The organism is Curtobacterium ammoniigenes NBRC 101786, assembly GCF_001571045.1.
In the GTDB taxonomy this organism is placed as follows: Bacteria; Actinomycetota; Actinomycetes; order Actinomycetales; family Microbacteriaceae; genus Curtobacterium; species Curtobacterium ammoniigenes.
Window position 1 is genome coordinate 707,501 of sequence record NZ_BCSV01000001.1, and the last position, 24,421, is coordinate 731,921.

The window sequence follows — 24,421 nt, forward strand, 5'->3', positions numbered from 1 at the left end:
GAGAACGATGAGCATCGCGGGATCACGAGCGTGGAAACCGAAGGGGTTGGATGGACTGTGTGGCGTATCCAGCGCAGCCCGTGATCCTCCGCCCGTACGCAAGCACGGATGCGGAGGCGACACTCGCGGTGTTCACGGAGGCGATCCTCCAGACCGCCGCCGCCGACTACTCCCGCGAGCAGCTCGCCGTTTGGGCGCGGCCCGGACAGCGCGACCTCCGCGAGTGGGACGCGTCCATGCAGGCACGGGGCAGCGTCGTTGCGGAGGTGGACGGTCGCGTCGTCGGGTTCTCCGACGTGAGCGCTGACGGCTACATCGACATGCTGTTCGTCGCGCCCGGGTTCACGCGACGCGGGATCGCATCGACATTGCTTGCATTCCTCGAGCGCAGGGCATGCGCAGGGGAAGCGACGTCGCTCTCCGCCGACGTGAGCATCACGGCACGGCCGTTCTTCGAGCACGTCGGTTTCGGTGTTGTTCGCGAGCAGCATCCTGTGCGCGGGGGCGTCGAACTCACGAACTATCGGATGTGCAAGGCGATCGCACCTCGTTGACCGCGGCATCCGGGCAGCCCAGGCAACTCATTGACCGCGGCATCCGGCCAGCCCGGTCGACGGTGCCACCCCGCGCGGCAGCGGCACGCCGATCGACGGCGCTCCCGCTCTACCCCGCCCGGGAGGCGCGGGGCACGTACCGAGCGCGCGTCCCGATCACCACCACCTAGACTCGCGCAATGCGGGAACGGCGGCGGGGGCGGCGCGCTATGGCCGTGGTGGCGCGCCAACCTCCGCGGCGGCGAGGCCGGCGCGCCTTGACGCCCGTTGCCGTGGCACTCGCTGGCGTGGTCGCCGGGGTCCTCGTGCTCGCGCTCGTCGCGCTCGCCATCACGCCCGCTGTGACGAACGCCCCGTCACTGGTCGCGGGCGACGCGCGAGCGCACGGCGCGCCGCCGTGCGACACGGTGCCGTTGAAGTTCCAGGATGCCCTCGTGGCGACAGAAGACTCCCGCTATTTCTGGACGCCCGGCATCGACCCGATCAGCGTCGTGCGCGCTGCCGCCAACGCGGTCCTGCATGGGGGCGACGGCGGCGCGGCAACCCTCGAACAGCAGCTGGTGAAGCAGCTCTATTTCGGCGGCCGCTCGGACACGGTCGCGTTGAAAGCGCAGGAGGCTGTGCTCGCCGTCAAACTGGACCTGCATTTCAGCAAGCAGCAGATCCTCTCGATGTACGCGTCCACCGTGTACTTCGGGCACGGGTACTGGGGGCTCTGCGCCGCCAGCCGAGGCTATTTCGGCCGAACGCCTGACTTGCTCAGTTGGCCGCAGGCAGCCATGCTGGCCGGTCTCGTGCAGGCCCCGTCTGCCTACGATCCGCTCGTGCATCCGAATGCGGCGCGTGCTCGGCAGGAGCACGTCATCGACCGGTTGGAACGGACGGGGAGGGTGTCCGCAACACAAGGGGCAGCCATCCTTCGTGCCCCGCTCGATCTCGTGACCTCCGGAACAACGCAGTCATCCTGAAAGCGCACCGATGGCCCGGACTCGCCAACCGTGAGTGGCCCCGTTCACACGCGGCGCGCAGTCTCCGCGCTTAAACTCCTCGGGACCGCACTCGCGGGCACTCCTCGTTCGGCCGAAGGGCTGTTCCCAGACGGAAGCAGCCGAATGGCCATCTCGTCGACCATGTACCGGCGTACCGAGCCCCGATCCGCCGAAGCGCGATCTGGGGTCTCCACCTATAAGGACCTGCTCGCGCAGGTGAAGGCCGCGGGCCTCCTGGAGCGGCGGGTCGGTTTCTACTGGACGGTGTTCGGCGTTCTGGTCGGCGTCGCCGTGCTCGCCTGGGCGACCGTGGTCATCTTCGGCCACTCATGGTTCGCGCTCATCCCGGCCGGCGTGCTCGGCATCGTGTTCACCCAGTTCGCGTTCCTGTCGCACGAGGCTGCGCATCGCCAGATTTTTGCATCCCGCCGCTGGAACGATGAGGCCGGACGCATCGTCGGTGTGTTCTTCGTCGGCCTGTCCTATTCCTGGTGGATGAACAAGCACAATCGCCACCACGGCAACCCGAACACGATCGGCAAAGACCCCGACATCGAGCAGGACACCGTGTCGTTCATCGAAGAGGACGCGGTCAAGCGCCGCGGCTTCCTGCGGCTGCTCACCCGGGTCCAGGGGTGGGCGTTCTTCCCCCTCCTGACGCTCGAGGGCGCGAACCTGCACTGGCTCTCGGTTCGCGCCGTCGTCACCGGCGAGCATGTCAAGGGAACCGCCCGCGGGCGGGCGTTTGAAGGCGTGCTGCTCCTTGCGCGGTTCGGCCTGTACTTCTGGGCGGTGTTCGCGTTCATGCCGTTCGGCATCGCCGTCGCATTCGTCGGTGTGCAGCTCGCCGTGTTCGGCATCATGATGGGCGGCGCGTTCGCACCGAACCACAAGGGCATGCCCGTCATCGCCGAGGGTGCGCGGATCGACTTCTTCTCGCGCCAGGTCCGCACATCACGCGGGATCACCGGTGGGTTCTGGGCAGACCACCTGCTCGGCGGCCTCAACCATCAGGCCGAACACCACCTGTTCCCGTCCATGGCACGCCCGAACCTGCGACACGCGAAAGCGCTCGTGAAGGCGCACTGCGAACAGCACGGTGTCCCGTACACGGAGACATCATTGCTGCGCTCCTACGGCATCGTGGTGCAGTACCTCAACCGTGTCGGGCTCGCCGCCCGCGACCCGTTCGTCTGCCCCATGGTCGCGTCGCTCCGACTGCACTGACCGCTCGCGCAGGAGCCATGCCACCCTCGGTTGACTCCGGCGCAAGCAACGACGCCGTCCCGTGCGACAGCCACAGGCACCGACCGGCACCACCGACCACCAGGCGATCAGCGCATCGAACCGTCAGCGTTCCCTGAGGAAGGCACGCGGAAAGTTCGTTCGCGTAGCGGAGGATCATCCGATCCGTTCCTTGCGGCAGGCCGAGATCCACGGCAGCGCCAGCAATCAGCGCTGCCGCGACGAATGTGATCGCCGCGGCGAGCGGGTAGTCCTCGTCGAGATCGATCTCGACCGTTGCCCGCTCATCGGCGTCGTTTCGACGAGGACCGCCGCTGCCCATCGCGACGGACCGCTGCAGCGCAAGCTGTGCGTCGCACCCGATCACCTCCGTCCGCCACTCCGGGTGCCACGCGGCCCACTCGACGACCGGTGCGGTCAGTACGGCGCTCATCGTGCCTCCGTTTCGTCGGAGCCACTCTGCGCTCGGGGCGGCTGCGGCATGAAGGACCTTCTGCCCTCGCCCTCCGAGCGCTCGCGTCCGTACGGTCGCTGCACGAAAAGGGAAGGAGCCAGCCATGGCACGTGCACTCAGCATCTTCGATCCGTTTGCCTCACTCGACGCAATACGGAACGAGTTCCTCGAGGGGTCGCCGCTGCTCTCGAGCATCGGGATCGCGACCCCCACCACCGACATCTACACCACCGATGACGGCACGATGGTCGTCGAGGCGCATCTGCCGAACTTCAACGAGGAGGACGTATCGGTCAGCGTCGATGACGGCACCCTCACCATCCGGGCCTCCCGCCACGAACAGGCCGAGGACGCCAAGCGGAAGTACATCGTGCGCGAGTCGAGCACGACGTTCACGCGCTCGGTCATGCTGCCCCAGGGAGCCGACCCCGACGCGATCAGCGCCTCATTCGACGCGGGCATGTTGACGGTGACGGTACCGATGCCGAAGCGGACCACGCCGAAGCAGATCACGATCAGCCCGGTGAAAGGCGTTGCGGGCTCGGAGACCTAGGAGTTCGTCTCCGGCTCGCGGCCTCCGCGCCCCGGAGACAGCCCGGCGACGAAGAACGGGACCCCGCCTACACGGCGAGGTCCCGTTCTCCACGTCCGAGGCGCGTACTCGACGAGGTGCTTACTCGATCACGTCGGGGGCATCGCGTCCCGGTTCCGGTCGCGCGGCAGCGGATGCCCGCGCGTCGAGGAATGCCTGCACGTCGAGTGGCACGGTCGGGCACGGATCTGTCGGTGCCGTCACGTTCCGCTCAGCGCGTGTTCCTGGCGACTCGCGTTCCATGGCCGAATCTCCTTTCCACGTGAGTCCACGGTGCGTTGTGCGATGGGCGGGGCAATCGGCCCCAACGGAATGAGCAGAACCGGACAGGCTGCCTCCGCGATGCAGCGGAGCGCGCGGGGGCCGGCACGGAACCATTCGTCGGTGTCCTCGCGATCGCGCCCCATCACGATCGCGCGAGCCTCGACGCTCGACGCGACGAGCGCAGCCGCGGGATCGACCACTCCGGACTCGACCTCGACCCAATCCGGGACGTGGCCGGAGAACTCCGCTCGCACATCCCGTCCGAGTCGATCCGCATCGCTTCCCATGTCCACGATCCGGAGGCGCGTATCCAGCTGTCGAGACAGCTGTGCGGCTCTCCGCAGTGCCGCCCGTCCAACCGCGCTCGGCTCGTATCCGACTGTGATCAGCCCGCCGTGGCGACGACGAGCTGTCACGGTTCGACCAGGATCTCGTTGCGGATGTCGGTGACGTGTGGCGAACGCCAGGCGGCGTTCTCAGCCTCGCGCCGCTCGGCCCAGGTCCGCACGCGTCCCTGCAGCGTGACGACGGTTCCTTCGACCTTCACGTCGATCCGGTCAGCGTCGAGTGCGGCGCTCCGCACGAACGCTTCACGAATGCGCCGTTCGGTGTCCGGTGCGCTCGGCCGGGGCGTCAGATCGATCCGGCTCAGCACGTAGCTCACGCCGGCGACGCGTTCGGCATCCCGGATGGCCGCCAGCCGCTGGAAGTACCAGCGAACGGTTCCCTCAAGGATGACCACCCGATTGCTCACTTCAACCCGGATGTCGGCCGTGGGCACCGCACCATCGGCATCGAGTGCAGCGCGCACGGCGCTGGCGATTTCTCCGTCGGTGCGCGGGGCGGTCCCAGTGTGGATGGTGAGTTCGTCCGCGATCGCCCGCACGCCTGCGACGCGGAGCGCCGCTCGGCCGACCTGAACTCGCTCGGTGTGATCGGCGACACGGCCTGTCAGAGTGACGACGCCGTCGCTCACGGCGACGCCGATCGTGGTCGCCACGATGCCGGGCGTCCACTCGAGTTCGTGTTCGACGTCGTCTTTGATCGCGGCGTCGGTCCTGTGCTGCATGTGCGTTGTGGATGACATGCAACCAACCGTCCGCTGCTCGTGGCACCGGCGGCAGGGACCAACGTCCTCGGCCGTGCTCACGCTGGTACGACGCACACCGGCGTGCTGGTGGAGGTGATGAGTGTGTGCGCGGTTGAGCCGAAGAAGACGCCGCCGAGCGTTGTTCGGTGCCGCCGGCCGATGACGACGAGCGTTGCGTATCCGGCATGGGCGAGGATGCGCTCGCCGGGATCGCCCTCCTCGAGCAACGTCCGGTGTGGGAGATCGGGGAACCGAAGGTGCACGAGCTCCTCGGTGTCCGTCAGAAGCCTGCGGTTTCGCTTCGCGTGCATCATCGGGTCTTCCACGGGATTCAGCGCTCCGCTCGCCGCGCTCACGGGCATGCGCCAGGCGCGGAGGAGGCAGAGTCGTCGGTGCTGGCGTCGGGCCTCCTCAGCGGCGAATCGGAACGCGCCGTCGCCGGTCTCGGGATCGACACCGACGATGATGTCGCCGTCGGCGGGCTGCCAATCCTCTGGCACGACCACAACGGGGATCGTGCTGACCGTCGGAATGCGCTCGGGCATCCACCCCTCCAGCGCAGACCGCACCCGGTGCAGGCGACGTGAGCCGATGACGAGCAGGTCGGCGCCCTCAGCGGCGGCGAGAAGTTCCTGATCCGCCGCACCGTACCGGGTGGTGAAGCGCACCGGTATCTCCTCGTGCGCCGATCGAAGACGAGACGCCGCCGCCCCGAGGCGATCGCGTTCGACGACGGGATCCGTTCCCAGCGTGTCGCTCACGGTGACGAGGAGCACGGAACTGCCCGCTGCGAGCCGTCTCGCTTCCACCCAGTCGACAGCGCGGAGGCTCGCGTCGTGCTCGTCGATACCGACCACGATCCGCTCGGGTTCCAACCCGCCGGGGCCCCTGGAGTGCGTCATCGGCTACTCCGTACGGGAGACACGTGCGGCGGTTGCCGCGTTCTCGATGACCCGCGTCGCAGCATCCGGGACCGCGGTCGGCGGGACGACGCACAGGGGAGTGTGCCCTCGATGCATGATCTCCTCGCTGACCGAACCGCCGAGGAAGGCGCTGAGTGCGCTGTGATGACGACGACCGACGACGATCAACGCGGCGTGCTCGGCCGCGGCCTCATGGAGGAGGCTGTCCGCGATGCTTCCCTCGCGTCGCGCTCCCCGCACATGCAGATCCGGATGGGCTTTGCCGATCGCCCGAATCGCCGCATCGAGCTCGAGCCGACCCTCGTGCTCCCACAGGTCGCGGTCTTCGTCCAGGTAGACGCCGGAATAGGGGAGTGAGTCGTAGATCGGTCGCCACGCCCGGACGAGGACGAGGTCCCGTCCCGACCGGCCGGCGAGGTCCGCCGCGAAGCCGAGCGCCGCCGCAGCGGTCACACTGTCTACCCCGACGAGCACCGGTCCCTCGGTCCGCTCCCAGTTCTCCGGCACGACGAGCACCGGACGCGTCGAGTGCGCGACGACCCGCTCGGCCACACGCCCGGCGAGGGTTGCGGTGAATCGATGGACCTGTTGGCTGCCGATCACCAGGACATCATCGCGGCTGCCGTCGAGGACGAGGCGGTCGGCTGTCGGGCCACCGACGATGTCGTGGGCGATGACAACGTCCGGGTGGCTCTCGGCGAGCCGGCGCTCTGCGGCGTCCAGTCGACCTTCGGAGCGGGTGTATGTCTCGCCGTAGAACTCGCTGACCGTCAGCAGGCGGACGCGATCGCCGGGCCGCAGCGCACCGTCGACCCATTCGACCGTTTTCCACGCCGCCGGTGTGTCGTCGATCGCCACGGTATATCCGGTCATCAGAGCCTCCTTGTTCGGGCGGCGATGATCCCGCCGCAATCGTCGCTGCGACGCTAGGTCGGCCCGACGCTCGCGAGGAGGGCCCTTGGTCCCGGTTGGCGGCACCGCCGCCGGGACCAAGGGCCCTGGAGCACGGGAGACGAGCACGCGAGCGTCTGCAACGACGACCAGGAGGCTCGTATGACTGCATATATCGAAGGCCGATTCGCCGGGAAGACCGCGATCGTCACCGGCGCTGGCTCCGGTATCGGGCGCGCGACGGTGCTCCGTCTGCTCGCCGAGGGGGCGACCGTGATCGGGAACGACGTCGACCAGCACCGGCTCGACGCGCTGTCGGCCGAGGTTGAGAGCGGGAGACTGTCGACCATCGCGGGCGACGTGAGCGAGACCAAGACGGTTGAGGAGCTCTTGCTGCACGCCACCGGGTCGATCGACCTCCTGGCGAATGTTGCCGGGATCATGGACGCGTTCATGCCTCCCGCGGAGGTCGATGACGCCCTCTGGGATCGCGTGCTGTCCGTCAATCTCACCGGTCCGATGCGGCTGACCCGCGCGGTCCTCCCGCGCATGATCGAGCAAGGCGCGGGCAGCATCGTGAACGTCGCTTCAGAAGCGTCATTCCGCGCGTCCGCTTCAGGCGCTGCGTACACCACGTCGAAGCATGCGCTGGTCGGGTACACCCGAAGCGTCGCGTTCTTCTACGGCCCCGCGGGAATCAGGGCGAACGCGGTGGCTCCCGGACCGGTGGCAACGAACATCGAGGCGCCCATGCGCAGTACGTTCGCCGCTGCACGAATCGGTCCGATCCTCCAACAGGTGATTCCGCCTGTCGCCTCTGCCGAACAGCTCGCCGCGGCGATCACCTGGCTCCTCAGCGACGATGCCGCGAACGTGAACGGTGCCGTGCTTCCGAGCGACGGCGGCTGGTCCACTGTGTAGCGCTTCGCATTTCGGCCACGCAACTGTTCGCGAATTGGCCGATGTACCCCGGAATTGCCCTCTGATCGTCCATTGCCTGGGAACGAAAGTTGCTGTGGTGCAATCGTCGTCTGCGCGGCGAATGCGCCGTCTCTCTCGTTCGAAAGGTATCGCAAACAATGACAGGAACGGTTGCGCCCTGGCTGGCGACGCTCACGCCGGCAGAGCATTCGATAATCGTCTATTCCCTCTCGGTCGCGGGGCTCGCGCTCTTCGCATTCTTTGCGAAGTCCTGGGTCTCGCGGAATGAGGTGACCACCCGCTACCGGGGATCCGTGTATGCGGGAATGACGATCACCGGGATCGCCTTTCTCTCGTACCTCCTGCTCGTCGTCGAATTCGCGATCGGCTATCACCAGCGCGGCGGCATGTGGGTACCCGATGCGAACGCGGAGCTCTCGTGGGCGCCGCGCTACTTCGACTGGACGGTGACAGTCCCGCTGCTCATCGTCGAGTTCCTCGCGGTGGCGACGATCGTCGGGGGTGCCGCCCGTCGGCTCCGTGCGGTCGGAATCGCCGCGGCCTTCCTGATGATCTCGACCGGGTTCATTGGAGGCGTCGTCGTCGACTCCGGACAGAGCCTTGTTGCGCTGGGCGTCTGGGGTGGGATCTCGGGCATCTTCATGGTGCTGCTCTACGTGCTCATCATCTACGTGATGGTCAAGGTTGGCCGTGACCTCGCAGGCACCGCTGCGGCCGCGAGCCTCCGGAATGCCGGCATCCTGTTGCTCGTGACCTGGTTCGCCTACCCGATCATCTTCGGTCTGCAGGGATGGGGCCACGGCGGTGCGGTGACGACCTGGATGCAGGTCATCCTGTCCGTCGCCGACATCGTCGCGAAGGTCGGTTTCGGTGTGCTGATCCACAAGGTCGCCACCGTGCGATCCGCGCTGGACGTGACCGCGGGCGAGGACACGCACCCCGAATCCATCTGGATCTCCTCGGAGAAGCTGTCTGGCGCGATCGTGCCGACGACCGCCACGGACGCGCACTTCCTGACTCGTGCACGTTCCACCGCCGACGCGCATGTCGACGGTCGCTGACGGTCTCACTCGGCGCATTCGCCCCACGTCCCGACCGGTGCCGCCGGTGTTCGGAGTCGATCCGGACGCCGGCCGGCGCGGGATGCGACCAGTCGCCGACGTGGTCATCATCGGGGGCGGGTGCGCCGGTCTCGCCTGCGCTGTGGCAATCGCGGAGCAGGCACCCGACCGCTCTACCGTTGTCATCGATGCCCTTCGCGCTGACCGCGACGAGCGCACCTGGTGCTTCTGGGACGACGGCTCGAATCCTGCGCCAGAGGCGGTGCGCACCTCGTGGACCCGGTGGGAGATCCGCACGGCGGATCGCGCGGTCAGCGCGCAGGATGCCGCCCATCCGTACCGGATGGTTTCGGCGTCGGCATATCGACAGGCCATGCGACGGCGCGCTGAGGGCACCGGAGCGGTCCGGGTGCTCTCAGACACTTCCGTGCGATCCGTGTGGGACGCCGGTGCGCGCACGGCGGTCGAAGCGGGCGGAGCGGTCATCGAGGCTCCCTGTGTGCTTGACGCACGGGGAGCGGATTTCCGACAGCCTCCGGAAAACGGTCGCGTCGTGCTCTATCAGCGTTTTGTTGGACAATGGATATCGACGACGAGACCCGTCTTCGATCCGTCGACCGTGACCCTCATGGATTTCCGCGAATCATCGTCCGAAGATCAGGTCGAATTCATGTACGTCCTCCCGATATCGGCAACGCACGCGCTGGTCGAGAGCACGATATTCGCACTCGAACGCCGTCGCCCGCACGCATTCCGCGAAGACATTGCGCATTATCTTCAGAAGCGCTGGGCGCTCGGTCCGGATGAGTGGGAAGTGACCGGAGAAGAAGCCGGCTGCATTCCAATGACCGACGCTCCTGCAATGCATGAAGCGCTTGCCTTCTCGATCGGCGTGCGCGGCGGTTCCACGCGTCCGAGCACCGGCTATGCCGTTGCCCGGATCTGGCGAAATGCCCACAGCGTCGCCACCGCGGTCCGTCGGGGTCGGACCGTTCCGCTCATGCGGGACAGCGCTCGTACGCGCACGCTTGACGCGGTCTTCCTCCGCTTTCTTCGGGACGAACCGGCAGCAGCCCCGGATGCCTTCGCGCGCATGTTCGGCGGGGTCCCTGGTCCGGCCGTGGTCCGGTTCCTCTCAGAGCGCTCCTCAGTCATCGACGAGCTGCGCATCATCTTCGCCCTCCCGAAGCGGCCATTCCTGCGGGCGGCCGCTCGTCTGCTCGGGGAGCGGGCACGGGCCATGGTGCGACCGCTCGGGCCGCGTCGCCGGATCCATCGGGCGGGACCGACCAGGGAGGCATCGTGACGTCCGTGCCGGACGTGCTGCGCGCCTCCAGAACGGGTGGAGGCGACGCGACCGCCGGGATCATCGCCAACCGGATCCTGAGCCCGGTCACCGTGACGTTTGCGATCTTGACCGTGATTGTCGGTGGGCTGGAGCTCGCCGGATGGCGGGTGCCGGCCGCCCTGCAGGTCGTTCCGTTCGCCGTGAGCATTCTCGTCTTCGGTCTGCCGCACGGTGCGCTCGACCACCTCGTGCCCGCTCGCGTTGCGGGTGTGGATCGAGTTCGCGGTATCGCTGCGGTTTGCGGCCTCTATCTCGTCCTCGGCGCGGTGACCGCCGGGCTTTGGGCCACGGCGCCGATCGTGGCATTCGCGACGTTCATCGCGCTGACGTGGTTCCACTGGGGACAGGGAGACCTGTGGATCGATCGGATGCTCGGCGACGGGCGGGGCGGTCGCGCCGCAGCGATCCTGACGGTCGCAGCGCGTGGCTCGATCCCCATGCTCATCCCGCTCGCGGCGCGACCCGCAGACTATCGCGCCGTGCTCGATCAGACCGTGCGGGCGGTCGCACCGGGCGTGACTCCCCATGCGTCGCTGCTGTCAGACGTGCTTGTCCGGGCGCTCGCGGTTGCGCTCGTCGTGGTGCTCATCGCCATCGATGCGGTCATCAATGCACGTGCGGGGCTGCCGCTCTGGCGGCGACTGACCGAGACCGCTGTCCTCGTCGCCTTCTTCGCCGCGGTTCCGCCTGTGCTCGCGGTCGGGCTCTACTTCACGCTCTGGCATTCGGTGCGCCACATCCTGCGCCTCGAGCTGCTCACCGTGCGGGGACGTGCCGACATCGCCGCCGGTCGTCTCGGTCGTCCCCTGCTCCGGTTCTTCCGCGACGCCTGGCCAGTCACCGCAATCGCCGTCGCGATGCTCATCGCGCTCGGGACATTGCTCCGCCGTGCAGACCTTGGCGTGTATCTGGTACTTATCGCGGCGCTCACGACGCCCCACGCGGTCGTCGTCTCGTGGATGGACCGCCGCCAGCGCGTCTGGAGGCGCGTCTCCTCCCCGGCAGGAGCGGTCGGTCATCCCCTGACCGCGGCCGGGAGCCGATGTGTACGGTCGGATCGGTGAGCAACCAAGAACGTCATGAGCCGGACATCGAACAGGACGCCGTCGACCTGGGGCTCGCACTCGTCGGCGAGGCATCCGCGCTCCACTCCGGAGACATGGAGGCCGTGGTCGCCAGCGAGGACAACCTGCGTGAGGTCGTCGATGAACTCGTCGACGAGCCGCTGACCGAACGGCAGGAAGAGGTCGTCGAGACGCTGGCCGCCTCCGGTGCGTCGCTCACGGCCGGGCTCGCCGGGGCCGTGTCCATCGAGCAGCAGCGACCGGTGGGCGACGTGCTCCGTGGCGCGTCCCGAAGCATCGTGATGCAGCACCGGAAGGATGGCGAGCCGGCGGCAGGGGAGCGCGATCGGGACGCCGACCAACGGCGGGGCGACGCGACCGAGTAGCGCCATTCGCCCGAAGCGCGGGATGGTGGCAGGATGCCGACCATGCAGCCGCTCGTGCTCCGAACGAAGAGCAGTCTTGGACTGTGCGTGGCGATCTGGATCATGGTCGCGATCGGTCTCGTCTCCATGGCGGTGCAGGGCTACTGGACGGCGATGCTCCACTACGGGCCGCTGTTCCTCGTCGCGGCGTGGGGCGTGTGGATGCTCTTCGGCGCGCCAGCCGTGCGCATCGACGACGATGCGGTGACGCTCGATAACGTCGGACGGTCGGTCCGCATCCCGTGGAACGCCGTCGTCGACGTCGAAGCGGGCATCTCGCTGAGCGTCGTCACTGCCGCTGGGCGCTTCTCCGCGTGGGCCGCGCCGGGTGGCAACGGCGCTCCGCCGACGGCCGTGCTCGGGGCAGAGCAGCAGCTGAGCATGGGAAACATCGCTGCCTGGCAGATCGCCGGCGCCGACAACCGCCAGCAGATGGACGCGATCCTGGGCATCGATCCGAGCGGACGATCGACCGCAAGCACCATTCGGACGGCGATCCAGCAGGCCTGGCGCGCATATGGCGCGGTGAACGCGCTCATCGCGGAACCGAGCGGAATCAGCATCACCTGGCACCGCAAGCGGTTGGCGGTGCTCGGACTGCTCGTCGTCCTTGCCGTGGTCTGCATCGCGGTCTGAGGCAGGCGCGCTCCGCCGGGGGAGCGCCGCTTCGGTCGACCTGGACTCGAGCTGCGCGGCCGCTCCGCGATGCCGGGACTTTTGGCCCTCCGGAGCCCGAGTGCCGCCGCTCTAGCGTTCGGTGCCAGGAGGTCCCCATGCTCGCATCGGCCCTGGTCGCCCACACCATGACGCCCGGCGTCTTCGTCGGCAGTGCACCGTTCACCATCCAGCTCGGCAACCTGATCGTCATCATCGCGATGCTCATCGCGTTCGCGCTGGCGATCGTGCTTCCCTTCCCTGGTGATCACCGTCGGAGCCGACGATGAGCACCGATATCGACGACCGGTCCTGGTCGGGCCGCGCTCGGCAGTGGGTCCTGCGCAAGCTGCCACCCGAGAAGCTCCTGCCATCGACGCAACCGGCCTATGTCCGATCCTGGGTGTACGTCTTCGGCATGGGGGCGATCGCCTCGCTTGTGTTCGTGATCCTGTCCGGGATCGTCCTGAGCCTTGCCGGACCCGCCTGGTATCACGTCAGCGCGGTCGGCCATTTCGTGAACAGCGTCCACCTCTGGAGCGTCGAGCTGTTCTTCTTCACCATGGTCGTGCACCTTTGGGCGAAGTTCTGGATGGCGGCATGGCGCGGTCCCCGGGCTCTGACCTGGGTCACCGGCGCGATCGCCTTCTTCGTCTCGATCGCAGCCGCATTCACGGGCTACCTCCTCCAGACCAACTTCGACTCGCAGTGGATCGCCTTCGAAGCGAAAGACGCGTTGAACGCCGTCGGGATCGGAGCGTGGTTCAACGTGGCGAACCTCGGGCAGATGCTCATGTGGCATATCGTGCTGCTTCCGCTCGGTGTCGGCGCGATCGTCGCGCTCCACGTCCTCCTCGTCCGCGCGCACGGCGTGGTCCCGCCGATCGACACTCCGGATGCGCCGATCCAAGTGACGGAGGAGGCACGATGAGCGCCGAGCGACGCCCCCGGATGCGCCGAGGTCGCGCGATTGACCGCGAACCGTGGCACGGTCCGGTGCGTGAATACGACCTCCTCAAGGAACTCGTGATCGGGGTGAGCGTGGTCGGTGTCCTCGTGCTCGGACTCGCCGCGCTGCTCGGCTCGCCCGACGACCGTGCCGTCACGCTCCGCGACTGGGCCACCGCCGCTCCGGCCGACTTCGTCGCAACCGCGACCGCCGAGCTCGGCGGAACCTCGGACACCGCCCAGTATGGGCCGCCCTACACAACCGGCAGCGGATCGGTACAGACGATCGCCGGACTGAGCCCGCAACAGGCCTCCGGCGTTCGGATCCCGATCGACACCGCGCGCGATTTCGTCATCCTCCCGCTGCAGACGGCGGGAGGCGTAGGAGCCGCCGTGCGCACCTGGAACGTAGCCACAGCCTCCCAACAGAGCGCCTGGACGCGCACCTATGCGGCAGCGCTTGCAAAGGCGCCGGGAGGCAACCCGCTCAGGGCTCGGACGGCTGGGGCAGGTCCGGTCCCGGCGCTCACGTCGTCGCTCGAGGCAATGGCGAAGACCGGAGCGCTCGACGCCGTCATCCGCGCCGAGCAGGGGCCGACCTCACTCGACGCGACACGCACCGTGCTGTTCCTCGGTGACGGGACTTGGTTCCCGGATCTCGCGCAGCGCCTCCACCTCACCGGAGACCAGTGGGGTGTGATGAACGAGACCGGGAACTACCCGGGCCAAGCCTGGCTGTGGCTGTTCTCCCTCTGGTACCAGATCCCCGCGATCGCAGCGCTGTCGAACGCGGACATCGTCGCGGTCGGGCTCATCGGCCTCTGCAGCATTCTCCTGCTCCTGGTGCCGTTCATCCCGGGGCTTCGCGACATTCCCCGCCTCGTGCCGCTCCACCGCGTCATCTGGCGCACCCAGGCCCGACCGGACAGGCCGGTCACGACTATCCGGGAGGCATCCCATGTATGAACCAGAACGCATCACCGTCGGACTCGACGACTCGGAGGCCGGCATCGTCGCCGTCCGGTGGGCGGCGGGACGAGCACTCGAGCATCCCTGCCGAATCCGGATCGTGCACGTCATCGACCAGACCGACCCCGACGAGGCATGGAGTCGGCACCGCCTCGGCGCTGGGAAATGGCTCGTCGAGCGCACCGCTCCGGGAACCGAGATCGAGCTCGAGAGCCACTACGGCGACGTCACGGACCGACTCACCCAGATCGCAGCCGACGATGACCTGCTCGTCATCGGAAGCCACCGGCGGCGGCGACTCCAGTCGACGCTCACCGGGCTGCTTCCGGACCGCATCGCGGGACGAGCGACCGTTCCCATCGTGATCGTGCCGGACGACTGGTCTGGACAGCGCAACGGAGCCGTGGTGCTCGCGGTCGACGCGGACACCGCGCAGAACGTCGTGGACTTCGCCGTGCACGAGGCGCTGCGTCGCGAATCCGTGCTGCACATCGTGCACTCCTGGCGCGAGCCGGCACCCGTCGGGCCAGCGACGACCGCGCTGATGCAGGAGGATCCCACCGTGTACGGGCAGTCCGGGAGCGCGACGCTCGACCGAGTCGTCGAACGCGTCTCTCGCGTCGACGGGCATCCGGCGGTCACACCCCACCTCGTGCACAGCACGCCGGCGGAAGGCGTGCTGAGCGTCCCCGGCGATGGCGCGCTCGTCGTCATCGGGCGGCGGCACCGGACGACGCTGGTCGGCGCCGCCCGGGGGTCGGTCGGTCAAGACCTGCTTCGCACGTCGAAGAACCCGCTCTGCGTGGTACCGGATCGGCAGCACGATGGGATCCCGGATGGGGCGACCGACCGCGATCGCTGAGAAGCCGAGCTTACGGGGCGACCTGGTCGAACAGGCGCCCCGTAACCGTCTTCGGCTCGATGACGATGTGCGCCGTCTTGTGCGTGGGCAGCATCGAACGCAACCGCTGCGCCGCGCTCTCGCGAACATCAGCAGAGACCATTGCGCCACGGAGCACGACGCTCCACGCCGTCCAGCCGTCGTGCTCATCCACCTCGAAGACAACGGGCAGGCGGCGCTCGAGCGCGTCGGTGATCTTGCGGCTCGACGTCGCGAAAACGATGCGTCGACCGTCGACGATGTAGTTGACGGGGAACATCTCGATGGCGTCGTCATCGAGGAACGCGATGCGTCCCGTTCGTGAGCGGTGGAGGCGCTCCCAGCACTGATCGGCGGTGAGGGTCACCACCACTTCGTCCCCCGCCAGCGCATCGCCGGGGGCAACACCGGGTTTCGGAGGCGGCCCCGGTGTGCGGACCGGCACCGGCGCGGGCGCCTCTGATCCGGGCGAAGATGCTGCGCTGCTCTGTCGATGTGGCCGAGATGTCGCTGCCACTGATCCTCCTCAGGTTTCGTCCACGACTGCGGAATGGATCTCGAGCGTGAACGGCCGCACGCAGAACGCCATCCCGTCGACGGACGCGACACGCAGCTCCACGGCACCCCCAGCGGCCTGCGCTCGGACGATCGCCACGAGGATCACGCTCCAGCCCGACTGCATGTCTTGCGCGCCCAACTCGATGAGCACCGAGCGACCGGCGGGGAGTGAGCGGCCGACGCGCTCCGAGTCGAACCGCACGACGAGAAGCCGCTGAGCCGGTTCGGCAACGAGCACTGACGCATTTGCGGCCCCCTCGTCAAGGATGACCCGTGCGGCGGAACCGCCGGCGATCGCGGCCCAGCACTCGGAGGAACTCAGCCGTCGGTTCGGCTCGCTGACCCCGTGTGTTGTCATCGGTGTAGTCCTCCGGCCGCGGCTCGATCACACGCACGATGCCAACTCCGGGACTGGGCTGCATCGGACCCGTCGAGCATCGCTCCGCGCTCCTCATCGAGACAGGGGCGAACGTCCCGCCGGATGCGCTCACGCTTTCGAATTCGTGGCGGGTCCGTGTCGGAGTCCGTGGTCGGCCCCGTACACGGCAGCCTGCGTCCGTCGCTCCAGGCCCAGCTTCGCGAGGAGGCCGGACACGTAGTTCTTCACGGTCTTCTCGGCAAGCCCCAGCTGGTCCCCGATCTGGCGATTCGTCATGCCGTCCGCGATGAGTTGGAGGACCTGGCGCTCCCGGAGTGTCAGCGCTGCGAGATCGTGGTCGTATTCCCGCTGCGTGATTCGCTCGATCACGGTCGCCCCTGCATGGGGGTGCAGGAGCCGTTTGCCTCCGGCGATGCTCCGAACGGTGTCGATGAGCCGCTGCGCCCGGACATCCTTCACCACGTAGGCCGATGCGCCGGCGAGCACCGCGGCCTCCATGGCAGACGCGTCGTCGAACGCCGTCAGCATGAGGCATGCGACGTCTGGAAAGGAGGCTCGGATGTCTCGGCAGACGTCGATGCCGCTGCCGTCGGGTAGGCGTATGTCGAGGACCGCGACGTCGGGTCGGGTCGCCCCGACGCGGCCGAGCGTGTCGCGCGCCGAGCCCGCCTCGCCGACGACCGTCATGTCGTTCTGCATCTCGATGAGCTCAGCGACCCCGCGGCGGACCACCTCGTGATCATCGACCAGGAACACTCGAATCATCGGTCCTCCATCGCCGGGACGGGTCTGGGGACATCCCAGACCACGCGCGTGCCTCCGTCAGGGGCGTCCGCGAGCTCATATCGGCCGTCGCGCGCCGCCGCACGTGATGCGAGATTTGCCGTTCCGCCGTGGCGCGCCGATTGGCCGACGCCGGGGCCGCCGTCGAGGACCGTCACGACGACCCGAGCGTCGTGCACTGCCACCTCAACGGAACACGACGCGCCCGATGCGTGCCTGGCAACGTTCGCGACGGACTCCCGCACCACAGCGACGACATCGCGTGCGAGCTCACCGGTGACCACGAGGTCGACCGGCCCGACGAACGTGATGCGCGGGCGGTGGCCGAGCGCTGGGCTGAGCTCCGCAACGGCGTCCAGGATCCGGTCCCGCGTGGTCGGGCGCGCAGGGTGTTCGGCCGTGCGGAGCGCGAACACCGCCGTCCGGATTTCGACGATGGCACCGTCGATCGCTTCGACCTGACTCTCGATGCGCGGGCGAAGGTTCTCGGGTGCTTGCTCGGCTGCGATCTGCAGCGAGAGTCCGGCAGCGAACAGCCGCTGGATCACATGGTCGTGGAGGTCGCGAGCAATCCGCCGCCGATCGTCGATCCGTTCGAGCCGCCGTCGGTCTTGGCGTCCCTGTGACACGGCGAGCGCAACGCTCGTCTGGCGACCGAACTCGTCAGCCATCTCGACTTCGGCCCGGCTGAACGCCGAGCCGCCGACGGATCGCGAGATCGTCAGCGCGCCCAGCGCGATGCCCCGTGCCCGGAGCGGGATCGCGACGCTCGGGCCGATCGGCGGAACTCCGGCAAGTGCGCGGAATTCGGGGTGCTGTTGATCGGTCACGACCGTGGCGGCACGCATGGCGTTGCCCGCCAACGTGGCCGCGATCGGAAACGTGTCATTCGTGAGACCATTCCGGAGCGGTCCCACGGCGACGAGGACGCGAACACGCTCGGATTCCGACGTCGGTGCGACGTCGGGCAGGGGCACGACCACGCTGACCAGGTCTGCGTCGATGAATGCGAGGACGCGATCCGCGATGACCGTGAGAACGTCTTCGAGGGGTTCATCGCTGAGCAGGGCGGTGGTGACGTCCGCGGTCGCAGCGGCCCATCGCTCGCGGAGGCGGCTTTCTTCGAAGAGCCGCGCATTGGCGATCGCGACTCCGGCCGTCGCGGCGAGCGACTCGACGAGTTCCTGATCCTCGAGCGTGAACTCGCCGTGCTGCGGATTCGTGAGGTAGAGGTTGCCGAACACGACGTCGCGAACATGGATCGGGACGCCGAGGAATCCTTCCATCGGCGGATGGCCGGCCGGAAGGCCGACGGAACGGCTGTCATCCGCAATTCGACGGAGGCGTATCGGACGGTCCTCGCGGGTGACGGCGCCGAGGAGACCTGCTCCGCGTGGGGGATGGCCGAGTCGGGCGACCTCGTCGTCGTCCATGCCCACCTGCAGGAACCGCTCCAGACCCTCCCCGCCCGGATCGATCACGCCGATCGCCCCGTAGCGCGCGCCCACGAGATCAACGGCGGCCCGCACGGTAGCGACGAGTGTGTCGTCCAGGCCGAGATGCTCGACGATCCGTCGGTATGCGGCCAGAAGGTGACGGAGTCGCTCCTGCATGCGCAGAACGTCTTGCGCGCGCGAGACGAGCTCGGCGACCCGATCTTCGAGCTCGGATCGGGGGCCGTCCGGAAACGAGATCGAGTCCATGATCGGCACCGTTCCATGTCGGTGTGATTGGCCCGAATATAGCCGTCCCGGTGCCGCACCAGCGCAGTCCCGGGCCGATTCGGGTCCGGTCCGGGAACGGGTGCTGCTGGAGCGGATTTGACCGTATCGCCCCCGTTCGAGGGGAGCAAAGGGACTTTGGTCCCGCGCGACGCTCAGGCGTGTGTGGAACGGGCCGCAGGTGGCGATGTATCGATCCGCCGGTCGCGCAAGACGACCGGGCGCCGAGTGCCCCTCATGAGAGACAGTACTCGACGCCCGATCCGGCGTGAGGGAGCGATGCGCTCAGACGGTCTGCGCCCGTGCGGCCGGTGCGCTGTCGACATCGGCGAACCGCCGGCCGCGTGTCTCGCGGCTGAATGCCATGAGCACGACGATGACGATCGCGACGGCTCCGGCCACAATCGCCAGGGCGACGCCGTAGTTGCCGCCGTTCGACTGTGCGATGGCGGCCTGAATCGTCGCGTTCGGTGAGGCGATCACGTTGCCGAGCTGGTAGACGAACCCGGGCAGGACGGCGCGGGTTCCCTCCGGCACGAGCTCATTCAGGTAGGCGGGGATGATGCCCCACGCACCCTGCACCATGAACTGCATGAGGAACGCGCCGATCCCGAGCGCGATGGAACCGGAGGCGAACGCCCACAGCGGGATCACCGGCAGTGACAGCGCCGCGAAGATGATGATGACCCGTTTGCGCCCGAATCGCTCGGAGAGCGTCCCGGCGACGAGTGCGCCGATGATCGCGGCGATGTTGTAGCTGATCGCGATGATGCTCACCGTGCCCGGCGTGAATCCGTGCTGCAGCTTCAGGAACGTCGGGTAGATGTCCTGCGTGCCGTGGCTGAAGTAGTTGAACGCCGCCATCAGCACGACGGCGAAGATCAGGATCGGCCAGTTCGACGCCAAGGCAGGCCAGAACCGCGCCCGCGGCGCACCGGTTCCGGCACCGGCACCGCGGTTCGCCAGCCACACCGGCGACTCGTCGACACGGAAGAAGATGTAGACGGCCAGCAGGATCGGGACGACTCCGATCGCGAACATGCCGCGCCAGCCGAGCGTGGTGCCGATGAAGCCGTAGACGATCGATGCGATCAGGTACCCGATGGGGTAGCCCGCCTGGAACAGACCAGAGACCACACCCCGGGAGGCTCGTGGCACCGTCTCCAGCGTCAGTGCGGACGCGACGCCCCAGATTCCGCCCATCGCGATTCCATACACGATCCGGAGCACGAAGAACGTCGCGAAGTTCGGTGAGGCCGCGGTTGCGAGTTCGATGAGCGCGAAGATCGCGATGTTCGCGACAAGGATCGGCTTGCGACCGAATCGTTCGGCGAGCGGCCCGAAGATGATCGCGCCGACGGGGCGCATCAGCAGCGTGAACGTGATCGCCAACGTCGCCGTCACCACCGTAATGTGGAACGCCGTCGCCATGGTGGACAGCACGAACACGAGCACGAAATAGTCGAACGCGTCGAGCGCCCAGGCGCCGACACCTGCGAACAGGGTTCGTCGTTGCGCACCCGTCCAGGTTGCGGATTGGGCCGAATCTGCCATCACTCATCACCTTTGATTGAGGTTGTGCCGCGGCACCGATGCCGCGTCGGTTGACTCCTCCTACCATTCCGACGATTCCGGTCTTCCCGGGCTTGTGCTCATACTGTCTGCGGCAGGTCTCGTCGGTGCGCCGCCCGGTTGCGCGATGCTGCCGGGATGGAGCATCGGTGCAGGCAGAGCGGCGGACGCGCGTGCGTGACCTGGTGACGCCGCACGGTCGATCGACGTGGAGCATCGCGGCGCGCCTGTTCGTCTTCCAGGTCGTGATCGTGACCGTGCTGACGGTTGCGGCCGTGGCGTGGCTGTGGAGTGACACGAAGAACGCGCTGTACGCAGAGGCGGCGCGGACGAGCATGACGGTGGCGTCCTCGATCGCCGTCGACCCGTTCGTGCACGACGCGCTCGCGACACCGGAGCCGTCGGTCGAGCTCGAGCCGTATGCGCTGACCACGATGCGGGCGACCTCGACGGACTTCATCACGATCATGCGGCCGGACCGGACCCGGTACACGCATCCGAACCCGAGCGAGATCGGCAAGCCGTTCGTCGGGACCATCGCACCCGCCCTGCAGGGGCACGCGTTCACGGAGACGTACACCGGCACACTCGGCCGGTCGGTGCGCGCCGTCGTCCCGATCCGAGACGCCCGCGGACGAATCATCGCGCTCGTCGCGGCCGGCGTCGAGGTGCGGAGCATCAGCGCCGAGCTGTGGCCGCGGGTGCTGACCGTGCTGCTCGCCGGGCTCGGGGCGATCGCGGTCGGAGCCTGCGCGGCCGGGCTGCTCAGCCGGTACTTTCGCCGGGTCACGTGGGGCCGCGGTCCCGACGAGATGAGCCGCATGTTCGTGTCGTACGAGTCGGTGCTGCACTCGATTCGCGAAGGTCTCGTGCTCGTCGACCGCGACCGGCGCGTCGTGCTGTACAACGATCACGCCGCCGCCTTGCTCGGTCTTCCCGCTCGGACCGGGGCGGACGAACCGCGACCGTTGTCAGAGCTCGGTCTGCCGCACGACCTGGAGCAAGCGTTCGCCGACGGCGGCGAACGATCCGACGCCGTCTACGTCGCCGGTGACCGGGTGCTCGTCGTCAACGCGCAGGAGGCGCGGAGCGTGCCGGGACGTCGGCTCGGCTCGGTCGGCACGGTGATCACGCTCCGCGACCACACGGAGCTGCGCCGCCTCACCGGGGAGCTGCAGACGATGCGAACGCTCTCCACCGCGCTTCGCGCGCAGTCGCACGAGTTCGCGAATCGGCTGCACACGATCATCGCGCTCATCGAACTCGACCACCCCCGACGGGCGCTCGCGTTCGCCGCGGATCAACTCGAGGTGGGGCAGCGGCTCAGCGATGAGATCGTCGGATCGATCGATGAACCGGTGCTCGCCGCTCTGCTCCTCGGGAAGTCGGCGGAGGCGCGGGAGCGCGGCGTCGAGCTCGTCCTGGACATCGACCCGGATCTCGGACGGCTCGACGTCGATGCGACCGAGCTCGTCACCATCGTCGGGAACCTCGTCGACAACGGGATCGACGCAGCGGCGACGGGAGGCGCGCCCCAGCGGCGCGTATCGGTGACCGTCCGTCGAGAGGCCGGGTCGCGCCTCCGGATCCGAGTGGCGGACACCGGGAACGGCGTGCCCGACGTCGGAGCGGTGTTCGAATACGGGTTCACGACGAAAGACGGCGACGAGGTCGGCCGCGGTGTCGGCCTGGCACTCGTCCGGCAGGCCGTGCAGCGGATGGGTGGAACGATCGACGTCGTGAACGATCCCGGTGCCGTGTTCACCCTGATCCTCCCGGTCGGCGAGCCCGCGATGGCGGGGGAGCGATGACGGGGCAGCCGTCGATTCGCACGGTGGTCGTCGACGACGATCCGATGAACGCGGACGCGCACGCCGCGTACGTGAACCGTGTGGACGGGTTCGTCACCGCTGGAATCGCACGAAGCGGCGGCGCGGCGCTCGAGCTGCTCCGGCGCACCGCGGCGAGCGGTGACGGCGGTGTGGACCTGGTGCTGCTCGACATGAACCTCCCGGACCTGCCCGGCATGGAGGTCTGTCGACGCATCCGCGCGTTGCGAATCCCCGTCGACATCATCGCCGTGACGGCGGTCCGCGACGTTGCGCTCGTCCGCGATGCGGTCTCCTACGGCGTGCTCGTCTACCTCATGAAGCCGTTCACGTTCGCGATGTTCTCCGAGAAGCTCGGCAGCTACCGCGCCTTTCGTGACGGACTGGAGGGGACCGCCGTGCCGACGCAGCGGAGCGTCGACCAGGCGATCTCGAGCCTCCGTCGCGCCAGCGCTGACGTGCTCGACAAGGGCTTGACACCCGAGACACTCGACCTCGTCGCTCGGGCGTTCGACGGCGACAGGACCGTCGTGTCTGCCCGCGAGCTCGGCGCGGAGCTCGGGATCGCTCGGGGCACCGCACGCCGCTACCTCGAGCACCTCGTCGACGTCGGCGTGGCTGAGCGCACTGCACGATACGGCACACCGGGTCGACCCGAGATCGAGTACCGCCGGAGGTTCGGGTCGGCCCCGGCGACACCGCAGTAAGACTGCGCTCTGCTCCCGACCGGACGCCCCGATCAGGCGAGGTGCGCGCGGTAGGCGGCCAGCACCTCCGGATGCGGATCCGCGGGAACGACCGATGTCTGCAGCGGCCAGTCGGGAAGGGCGCCCTCGACGACCCATGCCGCCTGCCGGGCAGCACCCATGGCGACGTACTCGCCGGGCTCCGGCAGCACGATGTCGCGCCCGAAGACCTGCGCGGCGACCTGCTGCACAGCGGGATTCCGCGCCGCGCCGCCGATGAGGAGCAGTCGGTCGACGCGCACGCCGTTCGACTCGACCGCAGCGAGGCCGTCGGCGAGCGCGCAGAGCATGCCCTCGACCGCTGCGCGTGCCACGTACGAGCGGGTCGTCGTCGTCGGCGTCATCCCGAAGAGCGATGCGGTCGCATCCGGACGGTTCGGGGTGCGCTCGCCGACGAAGTACGGCACGAGGACGAGTCCGCCGGCGCCGATCGGCGCGTCGAGGGCGAGCCGGCCGAGCTCGTCGTAGTCGGCGCCGAGGAGGCCGCCGATCACTTCGAGCACGCGGGCGGCGTTCAGCGTTGTGATGATCGGGAGGCGCGCCCCCGTCGCGTCTGCGAAGCCGGTGACGACGCCGGTCGGGTCGGCGAGCGGTTCCTCGGACACGCCGAAGACGGTGCCGGAGGTGCCCAGCGAGACCGCGACGTCGCCGTCGCGGAGCGCGAGCCCGAGGGCGGCGCCGGCGTTGTCCCCGGCGCCGGGCCCGACCACGATGCCAGCGGGAATGACTGCCCCGCCGGGCAGCTGCACCTCGCTTTCGACGGTGCCGATCGCTGCGGCCGGCTCGACGACCCGCGGGACGACGACACTGCCGTCGGCAGCGTCGCCGGCGATGCGCATGGAGCGGCCGAGTGCCAGTTCGAAGAGCTCGGCGTCGTAGCTTCGCGTTGCCGGGTCCCAGTAGGCGGTGCCGGATGCGTCGGAGCCGTCGGTGGCGAGCGCATCGAGGTCGGCGCCCCGTTGACTGATTCCCACGGGGCCGAAGCCGAGCATGCGCCACGACAGCCAGTCGTGCGGCAACGCCACCGCCGCGACCCGCGCGGCGTTCTCCGGTTCCGCATCGCGCATCCACCGCAGCTTCGTCCCGGTGAACGAGGCGACGGGGACGAGCCCTGTGCGGCGCGCCCAGGCCTCGCCACCGAGCTCAGCGACGAGGTCGGCAGCGGCCGCCGCGCTGCGTGTGTCATTCCAGAGCAGTGCAGGGCGGACGACCGCGCCATCCGCGTCGAGTGCGACCATGCCGTGCTGCTGACCGCCGACACTGATGGCGGCGACGTCGGCGAGACCCCCGGCGTCGAGGATCGCCTGGCCGAGTGCCTCCCACCAGCGTTCCGGGTCGACCTCGGTGCCGTCGGGGTGCGGCGCGCGGCCGCTCCGGACGATCGACCCCGTGGCGGTGTCGACGATCACGATCTTGCAGGACTGGGTGGACGAGTCGACCCCGGCGACGAGCGGCATTGTTCGATCCGATGCGGTTGAGGAATGCGATCGGCGACCGCGCATGGCGGCCGCCGATCGCGGTGGTGGTCAGGAACGGGACA

Annotated in this window: 27 protein-coding genes; 16 read left to right on the plus strand and 11 right to left on the minus strand. The window is 68.4% G+C overall.

The window, feature by feature from the left end:
- Positions 1-59: 59 nt before the first annotated feature.
- The 3 genes from CAM01S_RS03135 to CAM01S_RS03145 all read left to right on the plus strand — a co-directional run bounded on the left by CAM01S_RS03135 (position 60) and on the right by CAM01S_RS03145 (position 2,770).
- Entirely contained in the window at positions 60-554 is a 495-nt protein-coding gene (locus tag CAM01S_RS03135) for a GNAT family N-acetyltransferase (protein ID WP_245631516.1), read from the plus strand.
- A gap of 257 nt (positions 555-811) precedes the next feature.
- Positions 812-1,522, plus strand: coding sequence for a biosynthetic peptidoglycan transglycosylase (locus CAM01S_RS03140; protein WP_169795820.1), 711 nt, complete (start codon positions 812-814; stop codon positions 1,520-1,522).
- A gap of 144 nt (positions 1,523-1,666) precedes the next feature.
- Positions 1,667-2,770 carry a fatty acid desaturase family protein gene (locus tag CAM01S_RS03145; RefSeq protein WP_083527676.1) on the plus strand — a complete coding sequence of 368 codons (1,104 nt, stop codon included), beginning with the start codon at positions 1,667-1,669 and terminating at the stop codon, positions 2,768-2,770.
- Here the strand turns inward: CAM01S_RS03145 and CAM01S_RS03150 are convergent.
- Positions 2,700-3,221, minus strand: coding sequence for a hypothetical protein (locus tag CAM01S_RS03150; protein ID WP_066516268.1), 522 nt, complete (start codon positions 3,219-3,221; stop codon positions 2,700-2,702). The two genes, CAM01S_RS03145 and CAM01S_RS03150, sit on opposite strands and share 71 nt — an antisense overlap.
- Positions 3,222-3,345: 124 nt before the next feature.
- Here CAM01S_RS03150 and CAM01S_RS03155 point away from each other — a divergent pair, with 124 nt between their 5' ends.
- Positions 3,346-3,795 carry an Hsp20/alpha crystallin family protein gene (locus CAM01S_RS03155; protein WP_066516270.1) on the plus strand — a complete coding sequence of 150 codons (450 nt, stop codon included), beginning with the start codon at positions 3,346-3,348 and terminating at the stop codon, positions 3,793-3,795.
- Between the two features lie 239 nt (positions 3,796-4,034).
- Here CAM01S_RS03155 and CAM01S_RS03160 read toward each other — a convergent pair whose 3' ends face one another.
- From CAM01S_RS03160 to CAM01S_RS03175, 4 genes are read right to left on the minus strand one after another with little or no spacing between them, the layout of a single operon-like run.
- On the minus strand, positions 4,035-4,514 hold the full coding sequence (locus tag CAM01S_RS03160) for a universal stress protein (protein ID WP_066516278.1): 480 nt from the start codon (positions 4,512-4,514) through the stop codon (positions 4,035-4,037).
- The gene (locus CAM01S_RS03165; protein ID WP_066516284.1) at positions 4,511-5,185 is read right to left on the minus strand and encodes a BON domain-containing protein; all 675 of its coding nucleotides are present in this window, start codon (positions 5,183-5,185) and stop codon (positions 4,511-4,513) included. The genes CAM01S_RS03160 and CAM01S_RS03165 overlap by 4 nt, the downstream gene beginning before the upstream one ends.
- Before the next feature lie 59 nt (positions 5,186-5,244).
- The gene (locus CAM01S_RS03170) at positions 5,245-6,090 is read right to left on the minus strand and encodes a universal stress protein (RefSeq protein WP_083527677.1); all 846 of its coding nucleotides are present in this window, start codon (positions 6,088-6,090) and stop codon (positions 5,245-5,247) included.
- A 3-nt stretch (positions 6,091-6,093) separates the two neighbouring features.
- Positions 6,094-6,984, minus strand: a complete 891-nt coding sequence (locus CAM01S_RS03175) for a universal stress protein (RefSeq protein ID WP_066516291.1) — start codon at positions 6,982-6,984, stop codon at positions 6,094-6,096.
- A 180-nt stretch (positions 6,985-7,164) separates the two neighbouring features.
- On the opposite strand from CAM01S_RS03175, the gene CAM01S_RS03180 reads away from it, so the two are divergent.
- From CAM01S_RS03180 to CAM01S_RS03220, 10 genes are all read left to right on the plus strand, one after another.
- Positions 7,165-7,923 (plus strand): SDR family NAD(P)-dependent oxidoreductase, encoded by a 759-nt coding sequence (locus tag CAM01S_RS03180; protein ID WP_066516297.1) that lies wholly within the window; start codon positions 7,165-7,167, stop codon positions 7,921-7,923.
- Between the two features lie 158 nt (positions 7,924-8,081).
- Complete coding sequence (locus CAM01S_RS03185) at positions 8,082-9,005, plus strand: bacteriorhodopsin (RefSeq protein ID WP_066516309.1); 924 nt, start codon at positions 8,082-8,084, stop codon at positions 9,003-9,005.
- Positions 8,989-10,311 (plus strand): lycopene cyclase family protein, encoded by a 1,323-nt coding sequence (locus CAM01S_RS03190; protein ID WP_157071382.1) that lies wholly within the window; start codon positions 8,989-8,991, stop codon positions 10,309-10,311. Before CAM01S_RS03185 ends, CAM01S_RS03190 begins: the two co-directional genes overlap by 17 nt.
- Complete coding sequence (locus tag CAM01S_RS03195; RefSeq protein WP_066516313.1) at positions 10,308-11,417, plus strand: Brp/Blh family beta-carotene 15,15'-dioxygenase; 1,110 nt, start codon at positions 10,308-10,310, stop codon at positions 11,415-11,417. The genes CAM01S_RS03190 and CAM01S_RS03195 overlap by 4 nt, the downstream gene beginning before the upstream one ends.
- Positions 11,414-11,803, plus strand: a complete 390-nt coding sequence (locus CAM01S_RS03200) for a hypothetical protein (RefSeq protein WP_066516316.1) — start codon at positions 11,414-11,416, stop codon at positions 11,801-11,803. The genes CAM01S_RS03195 and CAM01S_RS03200 overlap by 4 nt, the downstream gene beginning before the upstream one ends.
- 42 nt (positions 11,804-11,845) lie before the next feature.
- A complete protein-coding gene (locus CAM01S_RS03205; RefSeq protein WP_066516321.1) occupies positions 11,846-12,478 on the plus strand; it encodes a PH domain-containing protein in 633 nt (210 codons plus the stop codon).
- Positions 12,479-12,615: 137 nt separating this feature from the next.
- Positions 12,616-12,786 carry a hypothetical protein gene (locus CAM01S_RS14555; protein WP_157071383.1) on the plus strand — a complete coding sequence of 57 codons (171 nt, stop codon included), beginning with the start codon at positions 12,616-12,618 and terminating at the stop codon, positions 12,784-12,786.
- A complete protein-coding gene (locus CAM01S_RS03210; RefSeq protein ID WP_066516323.1) occupies positions 12,783-13,427 on the plus strand; it encodes a cytochrome b N-terminal domain-containing protein in 645 nt (214 codons plus the stop codon). The genes CAM01S_RS14555 and CAM01S_RS03210 overlap by 4 nt, the downstream gene beginning before the upstream one ends.
- A complete protein-coding gene (locus tag CAM01S_RS03215; RefSeq protein WP_157071384.1) occupies positions 13,424-14,410 on the plus strand; it encodes a hypothetical protein in 987 nt (328 codons plus the stop codon). Before CAM01S_RS03210 ends, CAM01S_RS03215 begins: the two co-directional genes overlap by 4 nt.
- Positions 14,403-15,275: a universal stress protein gene (locus CAM01S_RS03220; RefSeq protein WP_066516332.1), complete on the plus strand. Its 873-nt coding sequence runs from the start codon at positions 14,403-14,405 to the stop codon at positions 15,273-15,275. The genes CAM01S_RS03215 and CAM01S_RS03220 overlap by 8 nt, the downstream gene beginning before the upstream one ends.
- A 10-nt stretch (positions 15,276-15,285) precedes the next feature.
- On the opposite strand, the gene CAM01S_RS03225 is transcribed toward CAM01S_RS03220, so the two are convergent.
- The 5 genes from CAM01S_RS03225 to CAM01S_RS03245 all read right to left on the minus strand — a co-directional run bounded on the left by CAM01S_RS03225 (position 15,286) and on the right by CAM01S_RS03245 (position 20,288).
- Positions 15,286-15,660: a pyridoxamine 5'-phosphate oxidase family protein gene (locus CAM01S_RS03225; protein ID WP_169795821.1), complete on the minus strand. Its 375-nt coding sequence runs from the start codon at positions 15,658-15,660 to the stop codon at positions 15,286-15,288.
- Positions 15,661-15,819: 159 nt separating this feature from the next.
- The gene (locus CAM01S_RS03230) at positions 15,820-16,209 is read right to left on the minus strand and encodes a hypothetical protein (protein ID WP_066516339.1); all 390 of its coding nucleotides are present in this window, start codon (positions 16,207-16,209) and stop codon (positions 15,820-15,822) included.
- Between the two features lie 129 nt (positions 16,210-16,338).
- Entirely contained in the window at positions 16,339-16,995 is a 657-nt protein-coding gene (locus CAM01S_RS03235; RefSeq protein ID WP_066516340.1) for a response regulator, read from the minus strand.
- Positions 16,992-18,716 carry a GAF domain-containing sensor histidine kinase gene (locus CAM01S_RS03240; RefSeq protein ID WP_066516341.1) on the minus strand — a complete coding sequence of 575 codons (1,725 nt, stop codon included), beginning with the start codon at positions 18,714-18,716 and terminating at the stop codon, positions 16,992-16,994. The genes CAM01S_RS03235 and CAM01S_RS03240 overlap by 4 nt, the downstream gene beginning before the upstream one ends.
- 303 nt (positions 18,717-19,019) lie before the next feature.
- Entirely contained in the window at positions 19,020-20,288 is a 1,269-nt protein-coding gene (locus CAM01S_RS03245; protein ID WP_083527681.1) for an MFS transporter, read from the minus strand.
- Between the two features lie 167 nt (positions 20,289-20,455).
- Between CAM01S_RS03245 and CAM01S_RS03250 the strand changes: the two genes are divergently transcribed.
- Together CAM01S_RS03250 and CAM01S_RS03255 are read left to right on the plus strand one after the other, a co-directional pair.
- Positions 20,456-22,117: an ATP-binding protein gene (locus CAM01S_RS03250; protein WP_066516342.1), complete on the plus strand. Its 1,662-nt coding sequence runs from the start codon at positions 20,456-20,458 to the stop codon at positions 22,115-22,117.
- Positions 22,114-22,842 carry a response regulator gene (locus CAM01S_RS03255; RefSeq protein WP_066516345.1) on the plus strand — a complete coding sequence of 243 codons (729 nt, stop codon included), beginning with the start codon at positions 22,114-22,116 and terminating at the stop codon, positions 22,840-22,842. Before CAM01S_RS03250 ends, CAM01S_RS03255 begins: the two co-directional genes overlap by 4 nt.
- A 32-nt stretch (positions 22,843-22,874) precedes the next feature.
- Here the strand turns inward: CAM01S_RS03255 and xylB are convergent, their stop codons facing one another.
- Positions 22,875-24,338, minus strand: coding sequence for a xylulokinase (gene xylB / locus CAM01S_RS03260; RefSeq protein WP_066516347.1), 1,464 nt, complete (start codon positions 24,336-24,338; stop codon positions 22,875-22,877).
- Positions 24,339-24,421: the final 83 nt, after the last annotated feature.

Coding starts and splice junctions, on each gene's coding strand:
- CAM01S_RS03145 (WP_083527676.1), top strand. CDS start 1,667: ATGGCCATCTCGTCGACCATGTACCGGCGTACCGAGCCCCGATCCGCC.
- CAM01S_RS03150 (WP_066516268.1), bottom strand. CDS start 3,221: ATGAGCGCCGTACTGACCGCACCGGTCGTCGAGTGGGCCGCGTGGCAC.
- CAM01S_RS03155 (WP_066516270.1), top strand. CDS start 3,346: ATGGCACGTGCACTCAGCATCTTCGATCCGTTTGCCTCACTCGACGCA.
- CAM01S_RS03165 (WP_066516284.1), bottom strand. CDS start 5,185: ATGTCATCCACAACGCACATGCAGCACAGGACCGACGCCGCGATCAAA.
- CAM01S_RS03170 (WP_083527677.1), bottom strand. CDS start 6,090: ATGACGCACTCCAGGGGCCCCGGCGGGTTGGAACCCGAGCGGATCGTG.
- CAM01S_RS03175 (WP_066516291.1), bottom strand. CDS start 6,984: ATGACCGGATATACCGTGGCGATCGACGACACACCGGCGGCGTGGAAA.
- CAM01S_RS03180 (WP_066516297.1), top strand. CDS start 7,165: ATGACTGCATATATCGAAGGCCGATTCGCCGGGAAGACCGCGATCGTC.
- CAM01S_RS03185 (WP_066516309.1), top strand. CDS start 8,082: ATGACAGGAACGGTTGCGCCCTGGCTGGCGACGCTCACGCCGGCAGAG.
- CAM01S_RS03190 (WP_157071382.1), top strand. CDS start 8,989: ATGTCGACGGTCGCTGACGGTCTCACTCGGCGCATTCGCCCCACGTCC.
- CAM01S_RS03205 (WP_066516321.1), top strand. CDS start 11,846: ATGCAGCCGCTCGTGCTCCGAACGAAGAGCAGTCTTGGACTGTGCGTG.
- CAM01S_RS14555 (WP_157071383.1), top strand. CDS start 12,616: ATGCTCGCATCGGCCCTGGTCGCCCACACCATGACGCCCGGCGTCTTC.
- CAM01S_RS03210 (WP_066516323.1), top strand. CDS start 12,783: ATGAGCACCGATATCGACGACCGGTCCTGGTCGGGCCGCGCTCGGCAG.
- CAM01S_RS03215 (WP_157071384.1), top strand. CDS start 13,424: ATGAGCGCCGAGCGACGCCCCCGGATGCGCCGAGGTCGCGCGATTGAC.
- CAM01S_RS03220 (WP_066516332.1), top strand. CDS start 14,403: ATGTATGAACCAGAACGCATCACCGTCGGACTCGACGACTCGGAGGCC.
- CAM01S_RS03230 (WP_066516339.1), bottom strand. CDS start 16,209: ATGACAACACACGGGGTCAGCGAGCCGAACCGACGGCTGAGTTCCTCC.
- CAM01S_RS03235 (WP_066516340.1), bottom strand. CDS start 16,995: ATGATTCGAGTGTTCCTGGTCGATGATCACGAGGTGGTCCGCCGCGGG.
- CAM01S_RS03240 (WP_066516341.1), bottom strand. CDS start 18,716: ATGGACTCGATCTCGTTTCCGGACGGCCCCCGATCCGAGCTCGAAGAT.
- CAM01S_RS03245 (WP_083527681.1), bottom strand. CDS start 20,288: ATGGCAGATTCGGCCCAATCCGCAACCTGGACGGGTGCGCAACGACGA.
- CAM01S_RS03255 (WP_066516345.1), top strand. CDS start 22,114: ATGACGGGGCAGCCGTCGATTCGCACGGTGGTCGTCGACGACGATCCG.
- xylB (WP_066516347.1), bottom strand. CDS start 24,338: ATGCCGCTCGTCGCCGGGGTCGACTCGTCCACCCAGTCCTGCAAGATC.